The following is a 23,407-nucleotide window of genomic DNA, read 5'->3' as shown; positions in this document are numbered from 1 at the left end:
GGGGCTCCGGCAGCAGGCGCTTCCTGCGCACCCTCAAGCGCGGCGGGTCCCTCTACCCGGTGTACTTCGGCGAGTTCGACGACGAGGAGAACGCGAAGCTGGGCGTCACGGTCACGGCCACCCAGGTCCGCTCGAACGGCACGCAACTCGCTGAACTGGGACGCCTGCTCGACACGGGCACGCTGCGCGTCGCGATCGACAGCACGTTTCCGCTCGCGGACGCCCGGGCCGCGCACGAGCGCGCCGCCCGAGGGCACATCCGAGGCAAGATCGTACTCACGGTCGCCTAGGAACGAGCCGTTTCACCAACGCGCGGGCGCGTGTGGCGACCAAGCGGCTGCGATTCTCGCCGCGGCGAACCGAGCGGACCCGTGCGGTCGGCTCGGTTCGCCGCAGGAGATCGCCGACACGGTCGCACCGCGCGCCCCGATCTTTCACCAACCGAGCACGAACGAGGTTCGACATGACGACGACTGCGGCTTTCGGCTGGGGAAGCAGCCACCTCAACACAACGCCGGCGGGGGAAGTGAACCTCGACCCCGCAGAGCAGTTCGCCGTTCAGCAGACGCTGGCGCGCCACGCCTTCGCCCTGGATCACGGAGATCTGGTGGCGTTGGAGGGCACCCTGACCGAGGACGCCACGTGGACGGCCTCGATCGCCGGTGAGGTCGAGCAGGGCCCGTTCATCGGACGCGCGGCGATTCTCGACTTGGTGCGAGAGGCAACGGAAGCGCAAACCGAGCAGCGAAGGCACAACCTGGTCAACATGGTCTTCCACCGTGCGGAGGCCGACACGGCCGTGGTGTGGGCCTACCTGATGCTGACGTCGAACGCGGGCGGGAGCCCGACCGTGATCGCGACCGGCTTCTACACGTTCACGCTGCGGCACGCCGAAAGTGAGTGGCGTATCGCGAAGGTGCTCGTCGGTCTGGACAATGCCGCGTGAAACCCGCGACTGGCCAAGGCCCACCGGCTGCCCCCACGATTTGTGATCGCGAGCCGGTCCGCCCCCGTGTGCGGACCGGCTCCCGGCGGGGTGGGGCTCAGCCGTTCTCCACGACCATCAGGGTGTTGCCGTCCGCGTCGCGGAAGCTGAACATCGGCGGGACCGGGGCGCCCCAGCGCTGGACCTCCGGGTCGGTGTCGACGCCGCGTGAGCGCAGGGTGGCGTGGTCGGCGTCGATGTCCTCGGAGGTGAGGATCAGGCCGGTCTCGTACGCCGACGCCTGCTGGCCCTCGCGCGGGAGGACGAGCGCGATGCCGGTCGGGGCGCCCTCCGGGCCCACCTCGATCCAGCGCATGCCGTCGCCGAAGGGGATGTCGGCACGCTTCTCGAAGCCGAGGGTGTTGACGTAGAAGTCGAGCGCCCGGTCCTGGTCGGCGACGGTGACGGCGACCCGGCCGATCTCGGCGAGCCGGGTGCCCTTCGCTGTCTCGGTCATGATGACCTCCCTGGAGTGGAATGGGTTATGCCGGTATGACCGGGGCGCGGGGCGAAACTCATCGGTGCGGCTCCGCTTGACCTTCGAGCCGGATGAACGCCGAGCATGTGGGCCATGGACGACGACGAGCCCCTGATGGGCATCGGTGCCTTCGCCCGCCGGGTCGGGCTGGCGCCGAGCGCGCTGCGGTTCTACGACGACTGCGCGGTGCTGCGGCCCGCGCGGGTGGACGCGGCCACCGGGTACCGGTATTACGCCCCGGAGCAGGCGCCCCGCGCCACGCTGCTGCGGCGGCTGCGGGAGGCCGGGCTGCCGCTGGTCGAGGCGACCGCGGTGCTGGACGGCCCGCCCGAGGAGGCCCGGGAGCGGCTACGGGATCATCTGCGGCGGACCCGGGAGTCGGCGGCGGCCGCCCGCGCGGCGATCGAGGAGGTGCTGCGCACCCTGCCGGGTGGGGCGCGCCACGCGCGGGCCACGGTCGGCGGCGCCGAGCTGGCGGGGGCGGTACGGCAGGTGGGTCCGGCGGTGGCGGCGGGCGCGGTGCGGGAGGAGTTCCCGGTGCTGGGCCGCGTGCTGATCGAACTCGCCGACCAGGAGCTGCGGCTGGTCGCCACCGACCGCTACCGGCTGTCCGTCCGTGCGCTGCGGCCGCTCGCGATCGAGGGTGAGGCCCGTGGGCTGCCGGTCGGTGTGGAGGAGCTGCGCGAGATCGCGGGGTGGGTGCGGGGGCTGGCGGAGGTCGCGATCGAGGTCGAGGGGGCCGACGTACGCGTACGGAGTCAAGGGGAGGAGTGGGCGCTGTCGGTCGCGGATGAGGTGTTCCCCGCGTACCGCATGGTGCTGGACGGGCTGGCTGCTGCCCGGCATCGGGTGATCACGGATCGGGTGGCCTTGTGTGAGGCCGTCGCGGCGCTCCCCGGCGACGGGCCGGTGGTGCTGCGGACCGGTGACGGCGGGCTGACGGTCGAGGGTGGCCCGGTGCCGGCCGGCCTGTGCACCGGGCCGCCGCTGCGGATCGCCTTCGATCCGGCCGTCCTGCTGCCCGCGCTGGAGGCGGGCGTGGGGCCGGACGTGTTGCTGGAGATCGCCTCGGACCGTGAGCCCGTCGTCGTGCGGTCCGCCGATCAGGGCAGTTTCACGACGCTCGTCATGCCGGTACGGACATCGTGAAGGAGACCGCGATGGACCCCGGGAACACCGTGGTGCGGCTGTGCGTCCAGGGCATGACCGCCGAGGCCGAGGGCCGGGCCGACGACGCCCGTGCCCTCTTCCGGCAGGCGTGGGACGCCGCCACCGACGACTACGAGAAGTGCGTGGCCGCGCACTACCTGGCCCGGCACCAGCCCACCCCCGCCGAGACGCTGCGCTGGAACCAGGAGTGCCTGGACCGCGCGGACGCGGTCGGCGACGACCGGGTCCGCGGGTTCTACGCCTCGCTGCACGCGAACATGGGCTCGGCGTACCGGGCGCTCGGTGACCCGGCCGCTGCCCACCGGCACTACGTACGCGCCGCCGCGCACATCGGCGACGTACCGCCGGGGAGCTACCGGGAGCGGCTGGTCGCCGCGCTGGCGGAGGGGGAACAGGACGCGCTGGGCGCGGTGATCGCCTCGCTCACAACGATCAGCGGTTGACGAAGGCGAGGCTCTTCTCGTCGTAGCGCGTTCCGGCCACCTGGTCGGCCGGGGCGGCGGCGTCGATCGCGGCCAGTTCCTCCGCGGACAGCTCGATGGCGACCGCGGCGAGGTTCTCCTCCAGGTACTTCTCGCGGCGGGTGCCCGGGATCGGCACCACGTCGTCGCCCCGGTGCTGCACCCAGGCGAGGGCGAGCTGCCCGGCGGTGACGCCCTTCTCGGCGGCCAGTTCGTTCAGCTTGTCGACGATGGCCAGGTTCTGCTCGAGGTTGCCGTCCGCGAACCGGGGCTGGGTGCGGCGCATGTCCGTTTCCGGCAGGTTCTCGACCGAGGTGTAGCGGCCGGTCAGGAAGCCACGGCCGAGCGGGGAGAAGGGGACGAGGCCGATGCCGAGTTCCCGGCAGACCGGGGCGGTCTCCCGCTCCAGGTCCCGGGTCCACAGCGACCATTCGCTCTGCAGCGCCGCGATGGGGTGCACCGCGTGGGCGCGGCGGATCGTCTCCGCGCCGGCCTCGGACAGCCCGAGGTGGCGTACCTTGCCCGCCTGGACCAGTTCGGCCATCGCGCCGACGGTCTCCTCGATCGGGACCTCCAGGTCGACGCGGTGCTGGTAGTAGAGGTCGATGTGGTCGACGCCGAGGCGGCGCAGCGAGGCGTCGCAGGCCTGGCGGACGTACGCGGCGTCGCCCCGGATCGCGGTGGGCTCGCCCAGCCGGTTGGCGAAGCCGAACTTGGTGGCCACCACTGCCCGCTCCCGACGTCCCCCGGCCAGTGCGCGGCCGACCAGCTCCTCGTTGTGGCCGGAGCCGTAGAAGTCGGAGGTGTCCAGCAGGGTGACGCCCAGGTCCAGGGCGCGGTGGATGGTGGCGATCGACTGCGCGTCGTCGGAGTCGCCGTAGCCGTGGCTCATCCCCATGCAGCCCAGGCCCTGGGCGGCGACGGTGAGTTGGCCCAAGTGGCGGGTCGGCAGATCGGACATCGGGTGCCTCCTTCGTGGTCGTGACGATCACGCTAGGAGTTGGAGCGCGCTCCAAGTCAACCGGAGGAAATCCGCTGGCCCAGGGCCTCACCCCGGCTGCCAGAATCGCCCGCATGACGTACGAGGACGCAGAGCCGATGATCGTTGTCGCCGCCGCGATCGTCCAGCGGGGGCGGCTGCTGGTGGTGAGCAAGAAGGCGGCGCCCGAGGTCTTCTACCTGCCCGGCGGCAAGCCGGATCCGGGCGAGGGCCCGTTGGAGACGCTGGCCCGGGAGCTGGACGAGGAGCTGGGCGTGGCCCCGCTGGAGCCGCGGCTGCTGGGCGAGTTCGAGGGGGTGGCCGCGCTGGAGCGGGTGCCGCTGCGGCTGACGGTGTTCCGGGCGCGCATCGACGGGGAGCCCCGCCCGGCGGCCGAACTGGCGCATGTGCGCTGGACGGCGGGCGAGGGCGATGTCCGGCTGGCGTCGGCCATCCGGAACCATGTGGTGCCGCTGCTGCGGTCCGGGGGCGCGCTCGCGGCGGCGTGAGCCCCGGGCAAAGCGAAAGAACCGGCCCGGTGCGCTCCCCCGTCGCGCACCGGGCCGATCCGTGCTGCCCCTCCCCCCATGGAAGGGGCAGCCCTCTCTCCCCCCGGTCAGTCCGTCGCGATCGCGTTCAGGATGTTCATCCGCGCCGCCCGGAAGGCCGGGACCAGGGCCGCGATCAGGCCGACCACGGCGGAGCCGATGAAGACCGTGATGATGGTCGGCCAGGGGATCTCCAGGGTCTTCAGCCCCTCCAGCGCGAGCAGCTTCTGCGCGGTCGCGCCCCAGCCCATGCCGAGGCCCAGGCCGAGCAGCGCGCCGAAGAGGGCGATGACGACGGACTCCAGCCGGATCATGCGGCGCATCTGGCGCCGGGAGAGGCCGATGGCGCGCATCAGGCCGATTTCCCGGGTCCGTTCGACGACCGACAGGGCGAGGGTGTTCACCACGCCGAGGATGGCGACGATGATCGCGAGCGCCAGCAGACCGTAGACCAGGTTGAGCAGCTGGCCGATCTGGTCCTTCATCTCCTTCTTGTAGTCGGTCTGGTCGCGGACCTTGACCGACGGGTACTGGTGCAGCTCGGCCTTGAGGGACTTGTACGCCGCGGCCTCCTGGCCGTCCTTCGCCTGCGCCAGCATGGTGATGGTCGCCGGGATCATCTTGACGGGGACATAGCGCTCGACGGTGGTGATGTTGAGGTAGAGCGCGCCCTTGTCCAGGGTGACGTCGTCGGAGGTGATCGCCGCGATCTTGAGCTTCGCGGTACGGCCCTCCTTGAAGGCGACCGTCAGGGTGTCACCCTGCTTCACCTTGTGGTCCTTGGCGAAGCCCTCCGGCACCGACATGGCGTTCTCGCCGTACGCGGCGGCCAGGTCACCCGCGACGACCGGGGTCCGCACGTCGTCCGCGTACGTCGGGTCGGCCGCGATCAGATCCTTGGTGACCCGCTTGCCGTTCGGCACGGTGATCTCGGCGCCGTCGATCTGCTTGGCGTCGCTGATGTGGGTGAGGCCCTTGGCCCGGTGCGCCGCCTGTTCGATCTGCCGGGTGATCGGCTGGCCTCTGTCGGACTGGACGATGAAGTCCGCGCCGACCGACTTGTCCAGCTCGTCGGTGGCGGAGGCGACCATCGAGGAGCCCACCACCGACAGGCAGGCGACCAGCGCCAGGCCGATCATCAGGGCCGCGCCGGTGGCGCCGGTGCGGCGCGGATTGCGCAGCGCGTTGCGCTCGGCCAGCCGGCCGACCGGGCCGAAGATCCGCAGCACCACGGCGGCCAGGGCCCGGACCACCAGACCGGCCAGCAGCGGGCCGATGACGATGAAGCCGATGAGGGTCAGCACCACGCCGACGCCCAGGAACAGCGAGCCGTCGACCGCCTTGTCCGCGTTGCCCGCGACGACCAGGGCCGCCGCGCCGCCCGCGGTGAGCAGGGTGCCGATCGCGCCCCGGATCCGTCCGGCCTTGGTGTCCGCCGGGGTGCCCGCGTCGCGCAGGGCCGCCATCGGGGAGATCGTCCCGGCCCGGCGGGCGGGGATGTAGGCGGCGATGACGGTGACGACGATGCCGATGGTGAGACCGACGACGGGCGTGGTGGGCTTCACCGTCAGCTGGTCGGTGCTCAGGTGCAGACCCGCGCTGCCCATGAGCTTGATCAGGCCGACCGCGAGGCCGACGCCGCCGAGGACGCCGAGGACCGAGCCGACGACGCCGAGCAGCAGCGCCTCGATCAGCACCGACCGGTTGATCTGCTTGCGGCTGGACCCGATGGCGCGCATCAGGCCGATCTCGCGGGTGCGCTGGGCGACCAGCATGGAGAAGGTGTTGACGATCAGGAAGATGCCGACCAGGACGGCGATTCCGGCGAAGCCGAGCATCGCGTACTTCATGACGTCCAGGAAGGACCCGATCTGGCTCTCCGCCTCCTTGCTGGACTCGGCCTTCGTCTGCACCTTGAGGCCGGGGCCGAGGTCGGCGACCACGGTCTTCTTCAGCTGGTCGTTGCTGACGCCGGGCCGCGCGGTCAGCGCGTAGCTGGTGTACGCGCCGGGCGCGCCGAGCAGCTTCCGCTGCGCGGTGGCGGTGTCCAGGTAGACGAGCGTGGCGCCCGGGTTGGTCACCTGGAACGTGGCGATGCCGACGATCTTCGCGCGGAACTCACCGGGCACGGCGATGATCCGCAAGTCGTCGCCGAGCTTCAGCTTCCTGCTGTCGGCGGTGTCGGCGTCGACCATCACCTCGGTGGGGCCGCGCGGCGCGTGGCCGGAGGTGAGCTTCACCGAGCGGTGCTCGGTGGAGTCCCAGTTGGTGCCGATGGTCGGGGCACCGGACTTGGGCCCGATGCTGTCGCCCTTGCGGTCGACGACGGTGACCGCCTCGCTGGTGGCGTCCCCGGCCACCGACTTCACACCGTCGATCCGCCGCAGCCGCTCCAGATCCGAGCCGGGCAGGGTACGGACCCGGCCCTGCCGGGTGTCGTTGTCGCCGGCCCCCTTGGGGCTGACCGTCACATCGGAGGCCGTGCTCGCGAAGAGCTTGTCGAACGTGGCGTTGGTGGTGTCGGTGAAGACGAGGGTGCCGCAGACGAAGGCCACGGACAGCAGGACGGCGATCGCGGACAGCGCCATCCGTCCCTTGTGGGCGAGGAAGTTGCGCAGTGAGGTCTTGAGGACGGTCATGACTTCCGTCCACGCGCGTCGAAGTGCTTCATGCGTTCCAGGACCAGGTCGGCGGTGGGGTTGTACATCTCGTCCACGATCCGGCCGTCGGCCAGGTACAGCACCCGGTCGGCGTAGGAGGCGGCTACGGGATCGTGGGTGACCATCACGATCGTCTGGCCCAGCTCGTCCACGGACCGCTTGAGGAAGCCCAGCACCTCGGCACCGGCCCGGGAGTCCAGGTTTCCGGTCGGCTCGTCACCGAAGATGATCTCGGGGCGGGCGGCCAGGGCGCGGGCCACCGCGACGCGCTGCTGCTGACCGCCGGACAGCTGGTTCGGACGGTGCCGGAGCCGGTCGGCCAGGCCGACGGTCTGCACCACCCGGTCCAGCCAGGCCCGGTCGGGCTTACGGCCCGCGATGTCCATCGGCAGCGTGATGTTCTCGATCGCGTTGAGCGTCGGCAGCAGGTTGAACGCCTGGAAGATGAAGCCGACCCGGTCCCGGCGCAGCTGGGTGAGCTTCTTGTCCTTGAGCCCGGTGATCTCGGTCTCGTCGATGAAGATCTGCCCCGAGGAGACGGTGTCCAGACCCGCGAGGCAGTGCATCAGCGTCGACTTGCCGGACCCGGACGGGCCCATGATCGCCGTGAACCGGCTGCGGGCGATGTCCACGTCGACGTGGTCCAGCGCGACCACCCGGGTCTCGCCGGAGCCGTACGCCTTGACCACCTGGCGTGCCCGGGCGGCGACGGCCGTATGTCCTCCGCTGCCCCCGGTCTTGGGAATCGATACGGCCGTTGTCACGGTGTTCTCCTTTTTGTCGTCTATATCGGACCCGGGATGGTCACACAGGTCCGATCACAAGTGTCCGATCACATCTGTCCGCCCGCCCGGTCAGCCTTCCGGAATCCGGCGGCCCGGACGATGAGGTCCGGCGCCCTCTTCGGGTGGGGCCAGCCCTACCCCCCTCGGTCCTGCTGGCCGTAACCACAGTAGGGAGCGGTACGCCCCGGCTCGTCCTTCCCCGGAACGAACCCCGGGTAGGAGGAAGAGGGACGTATCCCCTAGGGGAGTAAGCCCTCCGGTGGAGCGCGTCTCGGGGTCGACCCTGCACCCCTACGTAACGGAAGGTGCAAGTCCGGCGCCTCAGCAGCCCTGATGCGTTCTTCCCCCGCCCCGAGGCGGCATGGAATGGTGGGTCGTACAAGAACTGGAGACATCAGCCGGCGCGGACCGGCGGAGGGAGTGCGCCACGGTGGGCGGCACCGCAGAAGGGCCTGACGCGGACCCGATATTCCCCCTCCCCGAGAACCCCCCTCCCCGTGACGCGGCCACCGCCACGCCCCGCGGCCGCCGCCCCGTCGTCGCCGCGCTGATGCTGAGCATGGCGCTGACCGCCCTCGACACCACCATCATCTCGACCGCCGTGCCGCAGATCGTCGGCGATCTCGGCGGCTTCTCCGTCTTCTCCTGGCTGTTCTCCGGCTATCTGCTCGCCGTGACCGTCACCCTGCCGGTCTACGGGAAGCTCTCCGACACCTTCGGCCGCAAGCCGATCCTGGTCGCGGGCACCATCGTCTTCGTCGTCGGCTCGCTGCTGTGCGCCGGGGCCTGGAACATGGCCTCCCTCATCGCCTTCCGCGTCGTCCAGGGGCTGGGCGGCGGGGCACTCCAGGGGACCATCCAGGTGGTGGCCGCCGACCTCTACCCACTCAAGGAGCGCCCCAAGATCCAGGCCCGGCTCTCCTCCGTATGGGCCCTGTCCGCGGTGACGGGCCCCGCGCTCGGCGGTGTGCTCGCCGGATACGCCGACTGGCGCTGGATCTTCCTCATCAACCTGCCGATCGGGGCGCTCGCCCTCACCCTCATCGTGCGCCATCTGCACGAACCGGTACGGCAGCGGGCGGCCCGGCCCCGCATCGACTGGGCGGGCGCCCTCGCCATCTTCGCCTGCGGCGGGCTGCTGCTGACCGCGCTCGTCCAGGGCGGAGTGGCCTGGGGCTGGCTCTCCGCACCCTCCCTCGCGCTGCTCACGGCGAGCGCCGGATGCGCGGCCCTGACCGTATGGATCGAACGGCGCGCCGCCGAACCCATCATCCCCGGATGGGTGTGGCGGCGCCGCACCATCTCGGCGGTCAACCTCGCGCTCGGCGCGCTCGGCCTCCTGATGATCGCCCCGACCGTCTTCCTGCCGACCTACGCCCAGTCGGTGCTGGGACTCGGGCCGATCCCCGCCGGGTTCGTGCTGTCCGTGATGACGCTGAGCTGGCCCATATCGGCCGCCCTCAGCAGCCGCGTCTACAACCGCGTCGGCTTCCGGAACTGCTCCATGATCGGCATAGGCGCCGCCGGGCTCATCCTGGCCGCCTTCCCCCTGCTCCCCTACCCCGGCGCCGCCTGGCAGCCCGCGCTGATCATGCTGCTGCTCGGCGCCGCGCTCGGGCTCTTCCAGCTCCCGCTGATCATCGGTGTGCAGTCGTCCGTCGGCTGGAACGAGCGCGGCACCGCCACCGCCTCGATCCTGTTCTGCCGCCAGGTCGGCCAGTCCATCGGCGCGGCCCTGTTCGGGGCCGTCGCCAACGCGACCCTCGCCGCCCGGCTCGCCGCCGCTCCGCCCGGCATCCGCGACGGCCTCCCCGGCGACCTCGACTCGATCTCCCACGCCCTCGACCACCCCGGCGCCCTCAGCGCCCAGGCCGCCGACTATCTGCGGCGCGCCGTGGACACCGCCGTCGACCGCGTCTACCTGGGTGCCGCGACCGCGGCCGTCCTCGCCCTGCTGGCCCTGCTGTTCCTCGCCCCGCGCCGCTTCCCGGTCCGTACCGAAACGGGAAGCGGAACGGAAACGGAACCCGCCGCCGGCCCGCTGACGGCGAACCCCGCCCGGGAGACCTGACCCCGGGCCGGGCCAGCCGTCAGGTCTCGGGGTGCGGACGCGGATGCGGCGCCGACGCGGTGTCCTCCGCGACCGGCTTGCCCGTCAGGGCCGCCAGGCTGCCGCGCACATGCTCCAGATGCGCCTTCAGCTCCTCGCGCCGCTCCACGTGCTCGCGCAGCGTCCGCTCCGTCTCCCGGGCCAGCCGCTCCTCCCGGGCCCGGGCCTGCGCGACGATCTCCGCCGCCTGCGCCTGCGCGTCCTCCTGCCGCAGCCGCGCCGCCTGGTCCGCCATGGCGTACTCCCGCTTGGCGTCCGCCAGCCTGGACTGGGCGTGCTCCTCCATCTGGATCAGCCGCGCGGTCATCGCCGCGTCGCGCTCCACCAGCTCATGACCGGCCGCCTCCCACCGTTCCGCGTGCTCCCGCTCCTGCTCGGCGAGGAGCGCCGCGGTACGCCCGCGCATCTCCTTCAACGCCGCCAGCGCCTCGCTGCGCCACTCCTTGACGTCCCGGCGCGCGGCCGCGCGCACCTCCTCGACCTGCGCCTGGGCCTCCTCCACGGTGCTGCGCGCCGACGCCTCGGCGGCCTCCCGCACCCGCTCCGCGTCGTCCCGGGCGGCATCCCGGACGGCCCGGGCGGCGGCCTGCGCCGCCTCCCACTCCTCCTGCGCCGACGCCTCGGCCGCGGCCCGCAGACAGCCCACCTCCTCCTCGGCCGCCATGAGGATCAGCTGCGCGCGATCGCCCAGCGATTCGTACGTCTGGGGGGCCAGCTGGGCGATCACCTCACGCAGCCGCTCGGCGTCGGCGGCCAGTTCGTTGGCGAGAACGGTGAGACGCGCGGCGCGTTCCCACGCCGCGTCACGCGCCTCGGACAGCTCCGCCACATAGCGGTCGACCTGCGCGGGACGGTAACCACGGCCCCGTCCGCCGATGGTGAAGCCATGACGTGACACCGATGCGCCCATCCTTGGAACCCCTTTGTCCGGTAGGCAACGCGCTCCGGCGCACATCTTGATGGATGGGGTCTTATCGCCCATAACGCGACACTCCGCCCATCTCCCCGGCCGGGGCCCGCCCGGGTACCACAACGACGAGGCGCCCGCCCCCGTCACGGGGGTCGGGCGCCTCGAATGGCTCCTAGGAGGGTGGTGTCAGAGCAGACCGTCCCACATCTGCTCCAGCAGCACCGCCCACCAGTTGTCCGGCGCGGACAGCGCGGCCGGGTCCAGCGCCGCGAGCTGCGCCTGGAAGTCGACGGTCCAACGGCCCGCCTGCTCCGGCGTCAGCCCGTACCGCAGCCGCCACATACGTCCCAGCAGCCCCATGCAGCGCACGAACTCCGGCAGACCGGTGTTGACGAACTGCGCGGGGACCGGCTGCGGCGCGGCCTCCAGCGGCACGGCCACGATGTGCGCCGTGCCGTACTGCACACACAGCTGACGGCCGAAGTCGTTGCCCATCACCAGGTACGACCCGGCGTCGGCCGCGGGCTGCACGCCCCGCTCCGCCGCCAGCTCGGCGAGCGTCGGCACCGGACGGCCTTGCTGCGCCTGGGCCCAGAAGAACGGGCCGAAGTCCGCGGGCAGCCCCGCCCACACCAGCGTCTGCGCCACCACGTCCGGTACGCCCTGCCGCGACACCGCGCGCTGGTCGAACCGTACGAGGCCCTGCGGCCCGAACGCCTGGCCCAGCTCATGCGCCAGCCCCTCCGGCGGCACCGGCGGAATCGGCTGCACCTGGCTGGGGTGCGGCAGCGGCACCCGGTTGGGCGCCGGGCGGGCCGGGCCGTCCGCCACCTGGTGCAGCTCGCCCTGGTGCTCGATGAGGTGGCGCACGCCCTGCTGCCGGGTCGCGTGGTCCCGCCCGTACGGCGCCGTGTGACTGATCCGCACCTGCGGCCACGACTCACGGATCATCCGCGCGCAGTAACCACCCGGCAGATCACACGACTCCAGCTCGGTGTGCAGCTCCAGCACCTGCTGCGGCGGCACGTTCATCGCCCGCAGCTCGTGCAGGATCTGCCACTCCGGATGCGGGGTGCCGGGCGCCGAACGGCGGATCAGCTGTTGCTCGGAGCCGTCCTGCGCGCGGTAGCGGAGGACCGCCATATAGCCGGGGCCGACCGTCGGCAGCCCGGCGGGCGGCGGCGGGTACGCGTACCCGCCACCGGGCGCGGGCGGCGCCATACCCGGCTGCGGAGCGCCGGGCGGCGGAGCCATCCCGGGCACGGGCGGACCGGAGGGCGGCGGCATGTGGGGGGCGCCGGGTGCGCCGGGCGGCGGCGGGGTCTGACCGCCCGCCAGCATCGTCGCCGCCGCGTGCACGCCGCCACCGGGAGCGCCGGGAGCGCCCGGGGCGCCGGGCGCACCGGGGAAGGGGCCCGGCGGGGGCGGCGGGGTGTGCGGACCACCCGCACCGGGGACACCGGGAGGGCCGGGCGGGTGCGGGCCGGATGGCCCAGCCTGCCCCGGAACACCGGGAGGGCCGGGCGGCGGCGGAAAACCGGAAGCGCCGGGGCCGGGCGGTGGCACCTGACCACCCGCCAGCATCGTCGCCGCCGCGTGCATACCGCCACCGGGAGCACCGGGGGCACTGGGAGCACCAGGGGCACTGGGCGCGCCCGGGGCGGACGGAGGCGGCGGCGTCTTCCCGCCGGGCGGCGTCTGGCCGGGTGCGCCCGTCCCGCCCGGGCCGGACAGCATCGTCGCCGCCGCGTGCACCCCACCGCCGGGAGTACCGGGGGCGGAAGGCGGCGGCGGGGTCGGCGGACCGCTCTGCGCGCCGTGAGCGCCGGGGGCACCGGGAGCACCCGGGGCGCCCGGGATGCCGCCGCCCATGCTGTCGGCGTCGAGCTGCGAGACCAGCTGCGTCGGTACGTACCCCCCGGCCGGAGCGCCCGGAGCGCCGGGGCCGGACGGGCTCGGCGGCGGAGGCGTGTGCGCGCCCGCACCCGGCCGGGCGCCGGGCGTACCCGGCGCGCCGGGCGGCGGCGGGGTCGCCGGACCCGCCTTGTGGGTGGCGGCGTCCGCGATGTCGCCCGCGCCGGAGGACGCACCGGGGGACGCGCCGGAACCGCCCGCCGCCCCCGGAAAGTCGAAGGGCGGGGCGACGGAGGTGGGCGGCAGCGCGCTGCCCGCCGACATCAGCTCGGTCTTGGCGTCCGGGCGCACCCCCGGGGGCGGGGTGTCCTCGTCGTCCGAGCCCGCGAGCGGCGGGGCGAACACCGTGGCGGGCGGGGCGACCGAGCGATCGCCGTCGTCAGTCGCGGAGTTGGTGTCGGCCCACGGCGTACCGCCGCCGGGCGTGCCCTGCCCCTTCGGCGTCTCGCCGGAGGCGGGCGCCGGGGCGGGCGGGGGCGGGACCCACGGGCCGCTGCCCCCGGGCGCCGGGGCGGGCGGGGGCGGCGGTGCGGGCGCGTCGGTGCGCGGCCGCGCCACCCCGTCGGTGGGCCAGTCGTCCACGTCGCTGTTCCGCCGCGGCGGCGCCACGCCATCGGCCGGCCAGTCGTCCACCGGCGCGGGTGCGGGCACGGCGTCGCGCGGCTCACGGCCACCGGGCGGCGGCGGAGGCGGACCGTCACGCCAGCCCTCGTCGGCGGCGGAAGCGGAAGCCGAACCGGACGCGGGCGCGGACGGCGATCCGGAGGCGGGCGCCTCGCCGCGCGGCGCCGGCACACCGGACGCGGGCGCGGACGGCGATCCGGAGGCGGGCGTCTCGCCGCGCGGCGCCGGCACACCGTCCGAGGGCCAGTCGTCCACCGGCTCCGGCGCGGGCACGGCATCCCGCGGCTCGCCGCCACCGGCCGGACCGGACGCGGGCGCGGACGCGGACCCCGCTTCGCTCCGCGGCGCCGGGACACCGCCCGACGGCCAGTCGTCCACCGGCTCGTCCGCCGCGGGGGCGCCCTCCCCGGCGGACCGCTGCGCGGGGACGTCCGGCGCGTCCGCGCCGCCCTCACCGCCGCTCATCGCGTCCGCCGCTTCCTGCAGCCACTCCGGCGGAGTCAGCAGGAACGACGTCACATTGAGGTCGATGCGCTGCTGCCGCCCGGAGGTCTCCTGGGCACGCTCGTCGTTCGCCCCGTACTCCTCCTCGTACCGGCGGATCACCTCACCCACCGGCAGCCCGGGCCACAGCGTCGTCTCCCCGCTGTCCCGCGCGATCACCAGCCGCGCGCCGTCCACCGGGGCGCCCGAGACCGCTCCGTCCGGGCGGTCCTCGGCCCAGGCCACGAAGCCCAGGTCGAACTCCCGCACCCGCACCTCGCGCTGCTGGTAGGCGGGCACCTCGCCGTTGATCCAGAGTTCGGCGCGCTCCTGCGCCTGTGCGAAGGTCACCATCGCGCTCACCCCTCCACGGGTACGGCGTACGCGAATCCGCCGTCCACCATCAGGTTCGCCACGGTCTCCAGCTCCGGCGGATTGCCCGCGAGCCGCAGCAGGAAGGCGTCGAAGTCCTCCCCGCACGGCAGCATCAGCCGCTCCACCCGCTCCTGGACCGTCCAGCCGTCGCGGTCCCGCGCGTCGTCGTACGCGCAGAACCACACCGAGCCGATCGCGTCACCCTTCACCTTCACCGCGATCACTCCGCCCTGGACGAAGCCCACGCCCAGGTAGTCCTTGGTGAAGTGGTCGCGCAGACACTTGTTGACATAGACGAGGTCGTTGACCGCCGCCTCGTCGCGCACCGTGAAGAACGGCTGGTCGACCAGCAGCCCCAGCTCCGGATCGAGCGCCGCGCCCACCGGCGCGCACCCGCCCGCCGCCTTCAGGAACGCGCGGTAGGACTCCGGCAGCCGGTAACCGAGGTCCTCCTCCACGCCCAGCACCTGCTCCTCGGTGACCGAAAGCCCCCGCACCGGCAGCCCGAAGTGGATCGGCCGGGTGTCCTGCAACGGGCGCGTGCCCCGCTTGTCCTGGTCCACCGGGGCCGTCGCCAGCCCGCCGTGATGCCGCAGCAGGGCCTTGACCTCGACCGGGATCAGCTCCATCCGGCGGCCGCCGGGCACGTGGTGCCACGTCCAGCCGTGCGGAGTGGCCACCGCGGAGACGTCGTTCCACAGCTCATGACCGGTGGCGTGCAGCGCGGCGTTCGCCGATACGAAATCGGTCAGCCGCAGCTCGTCGACCCCGAAACCCTCCGGGGGCTCGGCGATTTCGGCGGCCACGCGGGCGTACGGCGAGAAGTCCGGAAAGCCGTTTTCGTCGACCCGGACGCCCATGGGGTGGCGGGCGGCCCGAACCGGATCCGGGAAGTGCACGACCTGCCCGGCGTAGGCCGTGTTCGGTGGCGCGGCATGCTGCCCGAGCCGACCTGTCGTCATGGCGGTTGCCCCCTGCTGATGCTGGCGTATGGGGCACAGCCTATGCGGTGGGGCCACAAGCGGAACCGGTCGGCCACCACCCCGCCCGCCCACCTGGGCCGACGGACCCGGACTACCGCATTTCCCGTCGCGTTTGGCAGGCTGATCTTTCGCAACCGGGGGATTGCGGTGGATTGCACAGGGAGGGACCCACCACATGCACATCACGCAGAGCAACGGGGTCGGCGACGGAGCCGCCCCCGCGGCCAGCGACCCCCGGCTCAGATGGAGCAGCGTCGACCCCGACGCCGGCCCGCCCCCGCTGCACCACCGCCGCGACACGCTCCTGCCCGCCGTCGCGGCCGCCCTCTCCGTCCGCGGCGAGACCCTCACCTGCACCGGAGGCAAGGCCGACCAGCCGCCCACCCTCCACCCCCTCGTCCAGGACTTCCTCGACGCGCTCACCAGCGGGCAGCGCGAACGCTTCACCGGGCGCTGCCCCGAAGCCGTCCTGCTCTCCCGCCACCTGACCGCCGTCGAAGCGGGCCGCTCCAAACGCGCCGCCCGCAAACCCCTCACCCACGGTGAGGCCCGCCGCTCCCTGAAGCAGTCCAAGCTGACCGCACGCCGCATCCGCGAAGCGGGCGACCCGCAGCACGGCTCCTACGCCCCGCCCTGCCTCTCCTGCACGGCGCTGCTGGCCCATTTCGGCGTGCGGGTGGTGGGTGAGGAAGCGTGACCCGCCCCATCGACCGCACCGACACCACTCGCTTCCCCGTCCCCGTCGACGCCGCGCTGCGCGAGGCGGGCTGGGAGCCGGGCCGCTGGGACATGCAGCGCGCCGAACACTGGGCGGACACCCTGTCCGCCCACGCCTCCCCCTCCGGGCACCGGCACACCGTCTTCCCCGCCGCCGTCGAGGCCTGGGCCGAATTCGGCGGACTGCACGTCCAGCCGCCGGGTGCCGGGCGCCAGATCGCGCCCACCCCCTTCCGCATCGACCCCCTCCACGGCCTGCACCTGGCCCGTACGCTCGGCGACTTGGGGCGCGCCCTGGAGACGGAGGTCTGCCCGCTGGGCGAGGAGGCCGACGGGCAGGGGCTGCTGACCATCGACGCGGAGGGGCGGATCTACAGCCTCGACCACACCGGCGACTGGTATCTGGGCGCCACGCTCGACGCTGCGCTGGGCACCCTGATCACCGGCACGCTTCCGCCGCGTCTGTCCCGCGCCTGAGCGCTGCGCCGGCGGTGCGGTGTTTGCGCCGTTGAACCTCGCGACATCAGCCGTCCGCGGCGCCGTCGCGGCTGGTCGCGCAGTTCCCCGCACCCCTACGGCCACTCGCCGTTGCCCCTCGCGACGTCAGCCGTCCGCGGCGCCGCGCCCCTGCGGGGCGAGCCCTATGCCGTCCTGGCTCGGTCGGGCGTGCGGGTGCGGTCCGGGATGACCGCCGAGACGCGGAAGCCACCGGCGTCCGTCGGGCCCGAGACGAAGCCGCCGCCCAGCGTCGACACCCGCTCCTTCATCCCCACCAGCCCATTGCCCCCGCTCGGCAGCCCCGCGTCCGCCGCGCCCCGCTCCGAGGGGCCGTTCTCCACCAGCACCGCGATCTCGGCGCCCCGGTGCGCCAAGCGGATCCGGGTGCTGGCGCCCGGGGCGTGCTTGTGCACGTTCGTCAGCGCCTCCTGCACCACCCGGTACGCGGTCTGCTCCACCCGCGCCGCGTACCGCCGCTCCTCGCCCTCCACCGACAGCTCCACCGCCATCCCCGCCGCCCGCGACTGCCCGACCAGCGCCTCCAGCTCCACCAGCCGTGGCCCGGCCGCGTCCTCGACGGATTCGATGGCCGACGCCGACGCCGACGCCGCCTCGGCGGCCGCCGAGGCGGCGACCGCCACCGAGGCCAGCGGCACCGGCTTCCCCTCGGCGGGGACGTCCGACCTCAGCACGCCCAGCATCTGCCGCAGCTCGGTCAGCGCCTGCCGTCCCATGTCGCCCACCAGCGCCGCGTTCTTCGACGCCTTCTCCGGATCCTTGAGCGCCACCGCCTGCAGCGCCGCCGCGTGCACCACCATCAGGCTCACCCGGTGCGCCACCACGTCGTGCATCTCGCGCGCGATCCGGGTGCGCTCCTCGTTGCGCGCCCACTCGGCCCGTTCCTCGGCCCGCTCGGCGAGCAGCGACAGCTCGCGCTCCAGGCCGTCCGCCCGCTCGCGCAGGCTCTCCACCAGCCGCCGCCGGGCGCGGACGTACAACCCGAGCAGCACGGGCGGCGTGGTCAGCGCCAGGGTGATCGTCAACGAGAAGAGCGGGGCCTCCCAGACGGCCGCGCCCCAGGTCTCCCGCGGGTTGTCCTGCTGGAAGCGGATCATCGCGACGAGGAAGGTCCCGGCCCCCGCCATCCCGGCCAGCACCGCCGAGATCCGCCGCGGCACCTCGGACGCGGCGAGGGTGTAGAGGCCGACGACGCCGAGCAGCAGCCCCATCTCGGCGGGGGTGACGGCGATCGATATCAGCACCACGGCGATCGCCCAGCGCCGCCGCAGCACCAGGGTGGCCCCGATGATCAGCCCGAGCACGACCCCGAGGGCGACCGGCATCCGGGCGTCGTGCGCGAACCCGACGCCCTCCGCGGCGCATTCGGCCGCCGACGCGACGCCGAGCACGATGTCCAGCACCATGCTCCGCCGCCGCGACCACCACAAAGGTCCGGCGGGCGCGCCGCGCGCACTCGTGTCCTCAGATGCCCCCGTCGCACTCATAGCGACCAGACTACGGCCGCAGGCCAGCCCTTTTCCGGGGGACACGGCCGCACATGTCTCACTCGAATGGTCGGTATATCAACGGTTTTAACTCGAACGGTTGAATCGGCCATGTTTTCGATGGCTGTGTCCGCGCGGCGGAACACCCCGCGGGGGCGGCGAGCCGGACACTGCCCCATACCGTCGCGTCGGAGGCTGGTGGTACGGCATAGTGGTGGGGGCCAAGTCGACCGCCCGACCGGGTGTCCGACTTGGATCTCTCTGCTATCCCCTGTGGTGTAATTGGCAGCACAGTGGCTTTTGGTGCCATTAGTCCGGGTTCGAGTCCTGGCGGGGGAGCCTCACTTCCGGGTCCCGATCCTTACGGTCGGGACCCGCGGTCGTTTCTGGGGGGAAACCTCTCGGTATCCTGCGGGTGTCCACCCCCGACCCGAAGCCGAAGGGCACACCCGTGAGCGCCAACCGCCCGGCAGCCGTCGTCGTCCTCGCAGCGGGTGAGGGCACCCGCATGAAGTCGGCGACCCCCAAGGTTCTGCACGCCATCTGCGGCCGGTCCCTCGTCGGGCATGTCGTCGCCGCCTCCCGCGAGCTCTCGCCCGAGCACCTGGTGGTCGTGGTCGGCCACGCCCGGGAGCAGGTCTCCGCCCATCTGGCCGAGATCGACGCCGACGCCCGTACCGCCGTCCAGCACGAGCAGAACGGGACCGGGCACGCGGTCCGGATGGGCCTGGAGGAGCTGTCCAACAGCGGCGTGGCCCTCGACGGCACCGTGATCGTCGTCTGTGGCGACACCCCGCTGCTGACCGGTGAGACCCTCGAGCAGCTCGCCGGGGCGCACGCCGCCGACGGGAACGCGGTGACCGTGCTCACCGCCGAGGTGCCCGACGCCACCGGCTACGGCCGCATCGTGCGGGACGAGGCGTCCGGCGCCGTCACCGCCATCGTGGAGCACAAGGACGCCACCGCCGCCCAGCGCGCGATCCGCGAGATCAACTCCGGTGTCTTCGCCTTCGACGCCCAGCTGCTCACCGACGCGCTCGGCAAGGTGCGGACCGACAACAGCCAGGGTGAGGAATACCTCACCGATGTGCTCGGCATCCTGCGCGAAGCCGGACACCGGGTCGGCGCGTCCGTCGCCGCCGACCACCGCGAGATCGTGGGCATCAACAACCGGGTGCAGCTGTCCGAGGCCCGCCGGCTGCTCAACGACCGGCTGCTGGAGCGCGCGATGCTCAGCGGGGTCACGGTGATCGACCCGGCCACCACCTGGATCGACGTGACGGTCACCGTCGAGCAGGACAGCGTGATCCACCCCGGCACCCAGCTCCTGGGCACCACGCACCTGGCCACCGGCGCCGAGGTCGGCCCGAACTCGCGGCTCACCGACACCACGGTCGGCGAGGGCGCGGTGGCCAGCTTCACCGTGGCGTTCGACACGGTGATCGGCGCGGGCGCCTCCGCCGGGCCGTACACGTACCTGCGCCCCGGCACCCGGCTGGGCCCCAAGTCCAAGGCCGGTACGTACGTGGAGATGAAGAACGCCGAGATCGGCGAGGGCACCAAGGTGCCGCACCTGTCCTATGTGGGCGACGCCACGATCGGCGACTTCACCAACATCGGCGCCGCCAGCGTCTTCGTGAACTACGACGGTGAGAAAAAGCACCGTTCGACCGTCGGCAGCCACTGCAAGACCGGTTCGGACAACATGTTTGTGGCTCCTGTCACAGTAGGAGACGGGGCGTACACCGCCGCCGGCTCGGTCATCACCAAGGATGTGCCCCCGGGATCGCTCGCCGTCGCACGCGGACAGCAGCGGAACATCGAGGGCTGGGTCGCCCGCAAGCGCCCCGGAAGCGCGGCGGCGCAGGCGGCGGAAGCCGCCGCGGCCGCGCGCCAGGAGGACGAGGGCGGGCAGTGACCTGCGAACCGGTGCGCCCATGCGGGGGCGTACCGTAAAAGCGCGCACCAAAGTGACATCCAAGGAGACGTGACGTGACCGGGATCAAGACGACCGGCGAGAAGAAATTGATGCTCTTCTCCGGCCGCGCCCACCCCGTGCTGGCCGAGGAGGTCGCCCACGAGTTGGGCGTCAGCCTGGTCCCGACCAAGGCTTTCGACTTCGCCAACGGAGAGATCTACGTCCGCTTCCAGGAGTCCGCGCGCGGCGCAGACTGCTTCCTGATCCAGAGCCACACGGCTCCGATCAATAAGTGGATCATGGAACAGCTCATCATGATCGATGCGCTGAAGCGGGCCTCCGCGCGCTCCATCACGGTGATCGTGCCGTTCTACGGCTATGCCCGTCAGGACAAGAAGCACCGCGGCCGGGAGCCGATTTCGGCGCGGCTGATCGCCGACATGCTCAAGACCGCGGGTGCCGACCGCATCCTCACGGTCGACCTGCACACCGACCAGATCCAGGGCTTCTTCGACGGCCCGGTGGACCACCTCTTCGCGCTGCCGATCCTCGCGGACTACGTCGGCGCCAAGGTCGACCGGTCGAAGCTGACGGTCGTGTCGCCGGACGCGGGCCGCGTGCGGGTGGCCGACCGCTGGTGCGACCGGCTGGGCGCCCCGCTGGCGATCGTGCACAAGCGCCGCGACCCGGACGTGGCGAACCAGGTCACCGTCCACGAGGTCGTCGGTGACGTCCGGGGCCGGGTGTGTGTCCTGGTCGACGACATGATCGACACCGGTGGCACGATCTGCGCCGCCGCGGACGCGCTGTTCGCCAACGGCGCGGAGGACGTGATCGTGACGGCCACCCATGGCGTCCTGTCGGGTCCGGCCGCGGACCGGCTGAAGAACTCCAAGGTCAGCGAGTTCGTGTTCACCAACACCCTGCCGACGCCGGGCGAGGTCGAGCTGGACAAGGTCACCGTGCTGTCGATGGCGCCGACCATCGCCCGCGCCGTGCAGGAGGTCTTCGAGGACGGCTCCGTGACCAGCCTGTTCGAGGAGCACGCCTGATGGGCTTAACCGCAGGTCCCGCCGCGGACCGACCCAGCTGAGGCCACTCCCGGGCGGGGTGGCCTCACGGCTGGGGAGACCATTGGTAGACTCGTGGGGTTGCTCGGCGAGGGAGGCTGTGGTTCGCACAGCTCGTCCGTTATCGACGCGCTCTTCGTAGCAGGTCTGTCGTGGGCCGGGTGACGGCCATCTGTACACGAACTACGAGGAGTGCCCCCATGGCCGAGGTCAAGATTCCCGCCAAGCCCCGCACCGAGTTCGGCAAGGGCGCGGCCCGCCGTGCCCGTCTGGCCGACCGCGTTCCCGGTGTCGTCTACGGCCACGGCGCCGACCCGGTGCACGTGACGCTTCCGGCGTACGACCTGCTGATGGCCCTCAAGACCCCGAACGTCCTGCTGCGCCTGGAGATCGAGGGCGGCAAGAGCGAGCTGGTCATCCCCAAGGCCGTGCAGCGCCACCCGATCAAGATCGGCATCCTGGAGCACGTCGACCTGCTCCTGGTGAGCAAGGGCGAGAAGGTCACCGTCGAGGTGCCGATCCACACCGAGGGCGACCTGGCCCCGGGCGCCAACCTGCTCGAGCACGTGCTGAACGCGCTGCCGGTCGAGACCGAGGCCACCCACATCCCCGAGGGTGTCACCATCTCGATCGCGGGCCTGGAGGCGGGCGACACCATCTACGCCAAGGACATCACCCTGCCGAAGGGCACCACCCTGGCCGTCGAGGACGACGCGCCGGTGCTGCACGTCGTCTCCCCGCAGGCCGAGGCTCCGGCCGAGGAGACCGAGGGCGAGGGTGAGGGCGCCGAGGCCTGATCCGCCTCGCTCCCGCATCGCCTGGCGACCGCCGCCCCGCTGCTGCCAGCGGGGCGGCGGTCGCGTCATGAGACACCGCCCAGCTTGAGGCCGCCTGGAGTGCGGCACATCCCCTCACTCAGTCACTCGGGAGAACGAGACGATGAGCGACGCAGACGCGAGCAGCCCGTGGCTCGTGGTGGGCCTGGGCAACCCCGGCCCGGAGTACGCGGCGAACCGCCACAATGTCGGCTTCATGGTGGCCGAACTGCTGGCCGAGCGGATGGGCGGGCGCTTCAAGGCACACAAGTCCCGTGCACAGGTGGTGGAAGGACGGATCGGGCCGCCCGGCCCGGACAGCCGCCGGGTGATCGTCGCGAAGCCGATGTCGTTCATGAACCTGTCGGGCGGACCGACGACGGCGCTGCGCGACTTCTACAAGGTGCCGGTGGGTCATGTCATCGCTATTCACGACGAATTGGACATCGACTACGGCGCGCTGAGGCTGAAGCTCGGCGGCGGTGACAATGGCCACAACGGGCTGAAGTCGATCACCAAAGCGGGCGGCCCGGACTACTTCCGGGTCCGTTTCGGCATCGGCCGTCCGCCGGGCCGGATGGATGTCGCGGCGTTCGTGCTGAAGGACTTCTCCGCCGCTGAGCGCAGGGAGTTGGACTACTTCGTGGACCGTGCGGCGGACGCGGTGGAGACGCTCATCGTGGACGGCCTGGAGCGCGCGCAGGGCACCTACAACTCCTGAACGGTTTCCGCGCGGTTGTTCGACCGGAGGTTGACCCCGGGCCCGCCGGTGGCAAAGATCTACCGCCATGGCATCCACCGGCATCACCAAGCGCAGCCGCACGCGGCGGGCGGGCGAGAGCATGTACGGGCTGCTGTTGCTCGCGAAGAACGTGGCGATGACGCTTGTCGCCCTGCTGATCCTGGTGGCCGGGGTGTGGTCCTCCTGGGGCGACGCCAAGCCGTCGATGCTCACCAAGGGACTGGAGCGCGGCACCCTCACGGTGTCCCGCTGCGACGACGACTGGTGCACCGGCCGCTTCGCCCCCGGCTCCCGGGGCGGTGAGGCGCGGCCCGAGGTGCGGGTCGACGCGGCGGTCACGGACGGCCGGGGCGAGCGGCTGCTGGTGGCCGTCAAGCCGGGCAAGGACGAGGTGGTCCGTACGGGGGCCGCGGGCATCCTGCACGCCTGGGTGCCGTTCGGCGGCTCGCTCTTGCTGGCGTCGCTGGTCGTGGCGGGCGGGCTCCGCATGCGCCGTACGGCCTGGGGGCTGGGGCTCGCGGGCGCGGCGCTGCTGGGGGCGTCCTTCGCCACGCTGACGTTCTGACGCTTCCAAGAGACCTACGACGGCGGGATGGCCAGCCCGACCGGGCTGCTCAGCCCGGCGATGGGCACGGTGGTCTGACCGCTGCCGTCCGCGGGGATCTCCACCACCCGGT

Annotated in this window: 21 protein-coding genes and 1 tRNA gene; 14 read left to right on the top strand and 8 right to left on the bottom strand. The window is 72.5% G+C overall.

The window, feature by feature from the left end; genetic code table 11:
* Both ABZ562_RS39670 and ABZ562_RS39665 read left to right on the top strand, forming a co-directional pair.
* A partial coding sequence (locus ABZ562_RS39670) for a zinc-binding dehydrogenase (protein ID WP_361489912.1) occupies positions 1-290 on the top strand: 290 nt, incomplete at its 5' end.
* Between the two features lie 173 nt (positions 291-463).
* Entirely contained in the window at positions 464-946 is a 483-nt protein-coding gene (locus tag ABZ562_RS39665; RefSeq protein ID WP_361489909.1) for a nuclear transport factor 2 family protein, read from the top strand.
* A 97-nt stretch (positions 947-1,043) separates the two neighbouring features.
* On the opposite strand, the gene ABZ562_RS39660 is transcribed toward ABZ562_RS39665, so the two are convergent.
* Entirely contained in the window at positions 1,044-1,442 is a 399-nt protein-coding gene (locus ABZ562_RS39660) for a VOC family protein (protein WP_361489906.1), read from the bottom strand.
* A 114-nt stretch (positions 1,443-1,556) separates the two neighbouring features.
* Here ABZ562_RS39660 and ABZ562_RS39655 point away from each other — a divergent pair, with 114 nt between their 5' ends.
* Complete coding sequence (locus ABZ562_RS39655; RefSeq protein WP_361489904.1) at positions 1,557-2,612, top strand: MerR family transcriptional regulator; 1,056 nt, start codon at positions 1,557-1,559, stop codon at positions 2,610-2,612.
* Between the two features lie 11 nt (positions 2,613-2,623).
* Positions 2,624-3,076 (top strand): hypothetical protein, encoded by a 453-nt coding sequence (locus tag ABZ562_RS39650; protein ID WP_361489901.1) that lies wholly within the window; start codon positions 2,624-2,626, stop codon positions 3,074-3,076.
* Here ABZ562_RS39650 and ABZ562_RS39645 read toward each other — a convergent pair.
* A complete protein-coding gene (locus ABZ562_RS39645) occupies positions 3,066-4,055 on the bottom strand; it encodes an aldo/keto reductase (protein WP_361489900.1) in 990 nt (329 codons plus the stop codon). The genes ABZ562_RS39650 and ABZ562_RS39645 overlap by 11 nt on opposite strands.
* 113 nt (positions 4,056-4,168) lie before the next feature.
* Between ABZ562_RS39645 and ABZ562_RS39640 the strand changes: the two genes are divergently transcribed.
* Entirely contained in the window at positions 4,169-4,582 is a 414-nt protein-coding gene (locus ABZ562_RS39640) for an NUDIX domain-containing protein (RefSeq protein ID WP_361489897.1), read from the top strand.
* A 107-nt stretch (positions 4,583-4,689) separates the two neighbouring features.
* On the opposite strand, the gene ABZ562_RS39635 is transcribed toward ABZ562_RS39640, so the two are convergent.
* The gene (locus tag ABZ562_RS39635) at positions 4,690-7,260 is read right to left on the bottom strand and encodes an FtsX-like permease family protein (protein ID WP_361489894.1); all 2,571 of its coding nucleotides are present in this window, start codon (positions 7,258-7,260) and stop codon (positions 4,690-4,692) included.
* The gene (locus ABZ562_RS39630; RefSeq protein WP_361489892.1) at positions 7,257-8,045 is read right to left on the bottom strand and encodes an ABC transporter ATP-binding protein; all 789 of its coding nucleotides are present in this window, start codon (positions 8,043-8,045) and stop codon (positions 7,257-7,259) included. Before ABZ562_RS39630 ends, ABZ562_RS39635 begins: the two co-directional genes overlap by 4 nt.
* 571 nt (positions 8,046-8,616) lie before the next feature.
* Between ABZ562_RS39630 and ABZ562_RS39625 the strand changes: the two genes are divergently transcribed.
* On the top strand, positions 8,617-10,137 hold the full coding sequence (locus ABZ562_RS39625; RefSeq protein ID WP_361489914.1) for an MFS transporter: 1,521 nt from the start codon (positions 8,617-8,619) through the stop codon (positions 10,135-10,137).
* A gap of 19 nt (positions 10,138-10,156) precedes the next feature.
* On the opposite strand, the gene ABZ562_RS39620 is transcribed toward ABZ562_RS39625, so the two are convergent.
* The 3 genes from ABZ562_RS39620 to ABZ562_RS39610 all read right to left on the bottom strand — a co-directional run bounded on the left by ABZ562_RS39620 (position 10,157) and on the right by ABZ562_RS39610 (position 15,444).
* Entirely contained in the window at positions 10,157-11,086 is a 930-nt protein-coding gene (locus ABZ562_RS39620; protein WP_361489889.1) for a cellulose-binding protein, read from the bottom strand.
* A gap of 186 nt (positions 11,087-11,272) precedes the next feature.
* Entirely contained in the window at positions 11,273-14,461 is a 3,189-nt protein-coding gene (locus tag ABZ562_RS39615; protein ID WP_361489886.1) for an SUKH-4 family immunity protein, read from the bottom strand.
* A 5-nt stretch (positions 14,462-14,466) separates the two neighbouring features.
* Positions 14,467-15,444 carry an SMI1/KNR4 family protein gene (locus tag ABZ562_RS39610; RefSeq protein WP_055548444.1) on the bottom strand — a complete coding sequence of 326 codons (978 nt, stop codon included), beginning with the start codon at positions 15,442-15,444 and terminating at the stop codon, positions 14,467-14,469.
* A gap of 196 nt (positions 15,445-15,640) precedes the next feature.
* Here ABZ562_RS39610 and ABZ562_RS39605 point away from each other — a divergent pair, with 196 nt between their 5' ends.
* Both ABZ562_RS39605 and ABZ562_RS39600 read left to right on the top strand, forming a co-directional pair.
* Positions 15,641-16,162: a YwqJ-related putative deaminase gene (locus ABZ562_RS39605; protein ID WP_361489884.1), complete on the top strand. Its 522-nt coding sequence runs from the start codon at positions 15,641-15,643 to the stop codon at positions 16,160-16,162.
* Complete coding sequence (locus tag ABZ562_RS39600) at positions 16,159-16,659, top strand: SUKH-3 domain-containing protein (protein WP_361489882.1); 501 nt, start codon at positions 16,159-16,161, stop codon at positions 16,657-16,659. The genes ABZ562_RS39605 and ABZ562_RS39600 overlap by 4 nt, the downstream gene beginning before the upstream one ends.
* A gap of 164 nt (positions 16,660-16,823) precedes the next feature.
* Here the strand turns inward: ABZ562_RS39600 and ABZ562_RS39595 are convergent, their stop codons facing one another.
* Positions 16,824-18,185 carry a histidine kinase gene (locus tag ABZ562_RS39595; RefSeq protein WP_361489879.1) on the bottom strand — a complete coding sequence of 454 codons (1,362 nt, stop codon included), beginning with the start codon at positions 18,183-18,185 and terminating at the stop codon, positions 16,824-16,826.
* A 267-nt stretch (positions 18,186-18,452) separates the two neighbouring features.
* Here ABZ562_RS39595 and ABZ562_RS39590 point away from each other — a divergent pair.
* The 6 genes from ABZ562_RS39590 to ABZ562_RS39565 all read left to right on the top strand — a co-directional run bounded on the left by ABZ562_RS39590 (position 18,453) and on the right by ABZ562_RS39565 (position 23,295).
* Positions 18,453-18,524, top strand: a tRNA-Gln gene (locus ABZ562_RS39590).
* A 112-nt stretch (positions 18,525-18,636) separates the two neighbouring features.
* A complete protein-coding gene (glmU, locus tag ABZ562_RS39585) occupies positions 18,637-20,103 on the top strand; it encodes a bifunctional UDP-N-acetylglucosamine diphosphorylase/glucosamine-1-phosphate N-acetyltransferase GlmU (protein ID WP_361489877.1) in 1,467 nt (488 codons plus the stop codon).
* 74 nt (positions 20,104-20,177) lie between these two features.
* Entirely contained in the window at positions 20,178-21,155 is a 978-nt protein-coding gene (locus tag ABZ562_RS39580; protein WP_361489874.1) for a ribose-phosphate diphosphokinase, read from the top strand.
* A gap of 218 nt (positions 21,156-21,373) precedes the next feature.
* Entirely contained in the window at positions 21,374-21,970 is a 597-nt protein-coding gene (locus tag ABZ562_RS39575) for a 50S ribosomal protein L25/general stress protein Ctc (RefSeq protein WP_361489871.1), read from the top strand.
* Between the two features lie 142 nt (positions 21,971-22,112).
* The gene (gene pth / locus ABZ562_RS39570; protein WP_361489868.1) at positions 22,113-22,709 is read left to right on the top strand and encodes an aminoacyl-tRNA hydrolase; all 597 of its coding nucleotides are present in this window, start codon (positions 22,113-22,115) and stop codon (positions 22,707-22,709) included.
* Positions 22,710-22,776: 67 nt separating this feature from the next.
* Positions 22,777-23,295, top strand: a complete 519-nt coding sequence (locus ABZ562_RS39565; protein WP_361489865.1) for a hypothetical protein — start codon at positions 22,777-22,779, stop codon at positions 23,293-23,295.
* The last annotated feature ends 112 nt before the right edge of the window (positions 23,296-23,407 follow it).

It is taken from the genome of Streptomyces sp. NPDC019937 (assembly GCF_040631655.1).
GTDB lineage: Bacteria > Actinomycetota > Actinomycetes > Streptomycetales > Streptomycetaceae > Streptomyces.
Note: the sequence above shows the minus strand (reverse complement) of the source record. Positions and strands in the feature narration are given on the sequence as shown.

Excerpts from the sequence above, each read along its gene's own strand:
- ABZ562_RS39665 (WP_361489909.1), top strand. The coding sequence starts at position 464 with ATGACGACGACTGCGGCTTTCGGCTGGGGAAGCAGCCACCTCAACACA.
- ABZ562_RS39660 (WP_361489906.1), bottom strand. The coding sequence starts at position 1,442 with ATGACCGAGACAGCGAAGGGCACCCGGCTCGCCGAGATCGGCCGGGTC.
- ABZ562_RS39655 (WP_361489904.1), top strand. The coding sequence starts at position 1,557 with ATGGACGACGACGAGCCCCTGATGGGCATCGGTGCCTTCGCCCGCCGG.
- ABZ562_RS39650 (WP_361489901.1), top strand. The coding sequence starts at position 2,624 with ATGGACCCCGGGAACACCGTGGTGCGGCTGTGCGTCCAGGGCATGACC.
- ABZ562_RS39645 (WP_361489900.1), bottom strand. The coding sequence starts at position 4,055 with ATGTCCGATCTGCCGACCCGCCACTTGGGCCAACTCACCGTCGCCGCC.
- ABZ562_RS39640 (WP_361489897.1), top strand. The coding sequence starts at position 4,169 with ATGACGTACGAGGACGCAGAGCCGATGATCGTTGTCGCCGCCGCGATC.
- ABZ562_RS39635 (WP_361489894.1), bottom strand. The coding sequence starts at position 7,260 with ATGACCGTCCTCAAGACCTCACTGCGCAACTTCCTCGCCCACAAGGGA.
- ABZ562_RS39625 (WP_361489914.1), top strand. The coding sequence starts at position 8,617 with ATGCTGAGCATGGCGCTGACCGCCCTCGACACCACCATCATCTCGACC.
- ABZ562_RS39620 (WP_361489889.1), bottom strand. The coding sequence starts at position 11,086 with ATGGGCGCATCGGTGTCACGTCATGGCTTCACCATCGGCGGACGGGGC.
- ABZ562_RS39615 (WP_361489886.1), bottom strand. The coding sequence starts at position 14,461 with ATGGTGACCTTCGCACAGGCGCAGGAGCGCGCCGAACTCTGGATCAAC.
- ABZ562_RS39610 (WP_055548444.1), bottom strand. The coding sequence starts at position 15,444 with ATGACGACAGGTCGGCTCGGGCAGCATGCCGCGCCACCGAACACGGCC.
- ABZ562_RS39605 (WP_361489884.1), top strand. The coding sequence starts at position 15,641 with ATGCACATCACGCAGAGCAACGGGGTCGGCGACGGAGCCGCCCCCGCG.
- ABZ562_RS39595 (WP_361489879.1), bottom strand. The coding sequence starts at position 18,185 with ATGAGTGCGACGGGGGCATCTGAGGACACGAGTGCGCGCGGCGCGCCC.
- ABZ562_RS39575 (WP_361489871.1), top strand. The coding sequence starts at position 21,374 with ATGGCCGAGGTCAAGATTCCCGCCAAGCCCCGCACCGAGTTCGGCAAG.
- pth (WP_361489868.1), top strand. The coding sequence starts at position 22,113 with ATGAGCGACGCAGACGCGAGCAGCCCGTGGCTCGTGGTGGGCCTGGGC.
- ABZ562_RS39565 (WP_361489865.1), top strand. The coding sequence starts at position 22,777 with ATGGCATCCACCGGCATCACCAAGCGCAGCCGCACGCGGCGGGCGGGC.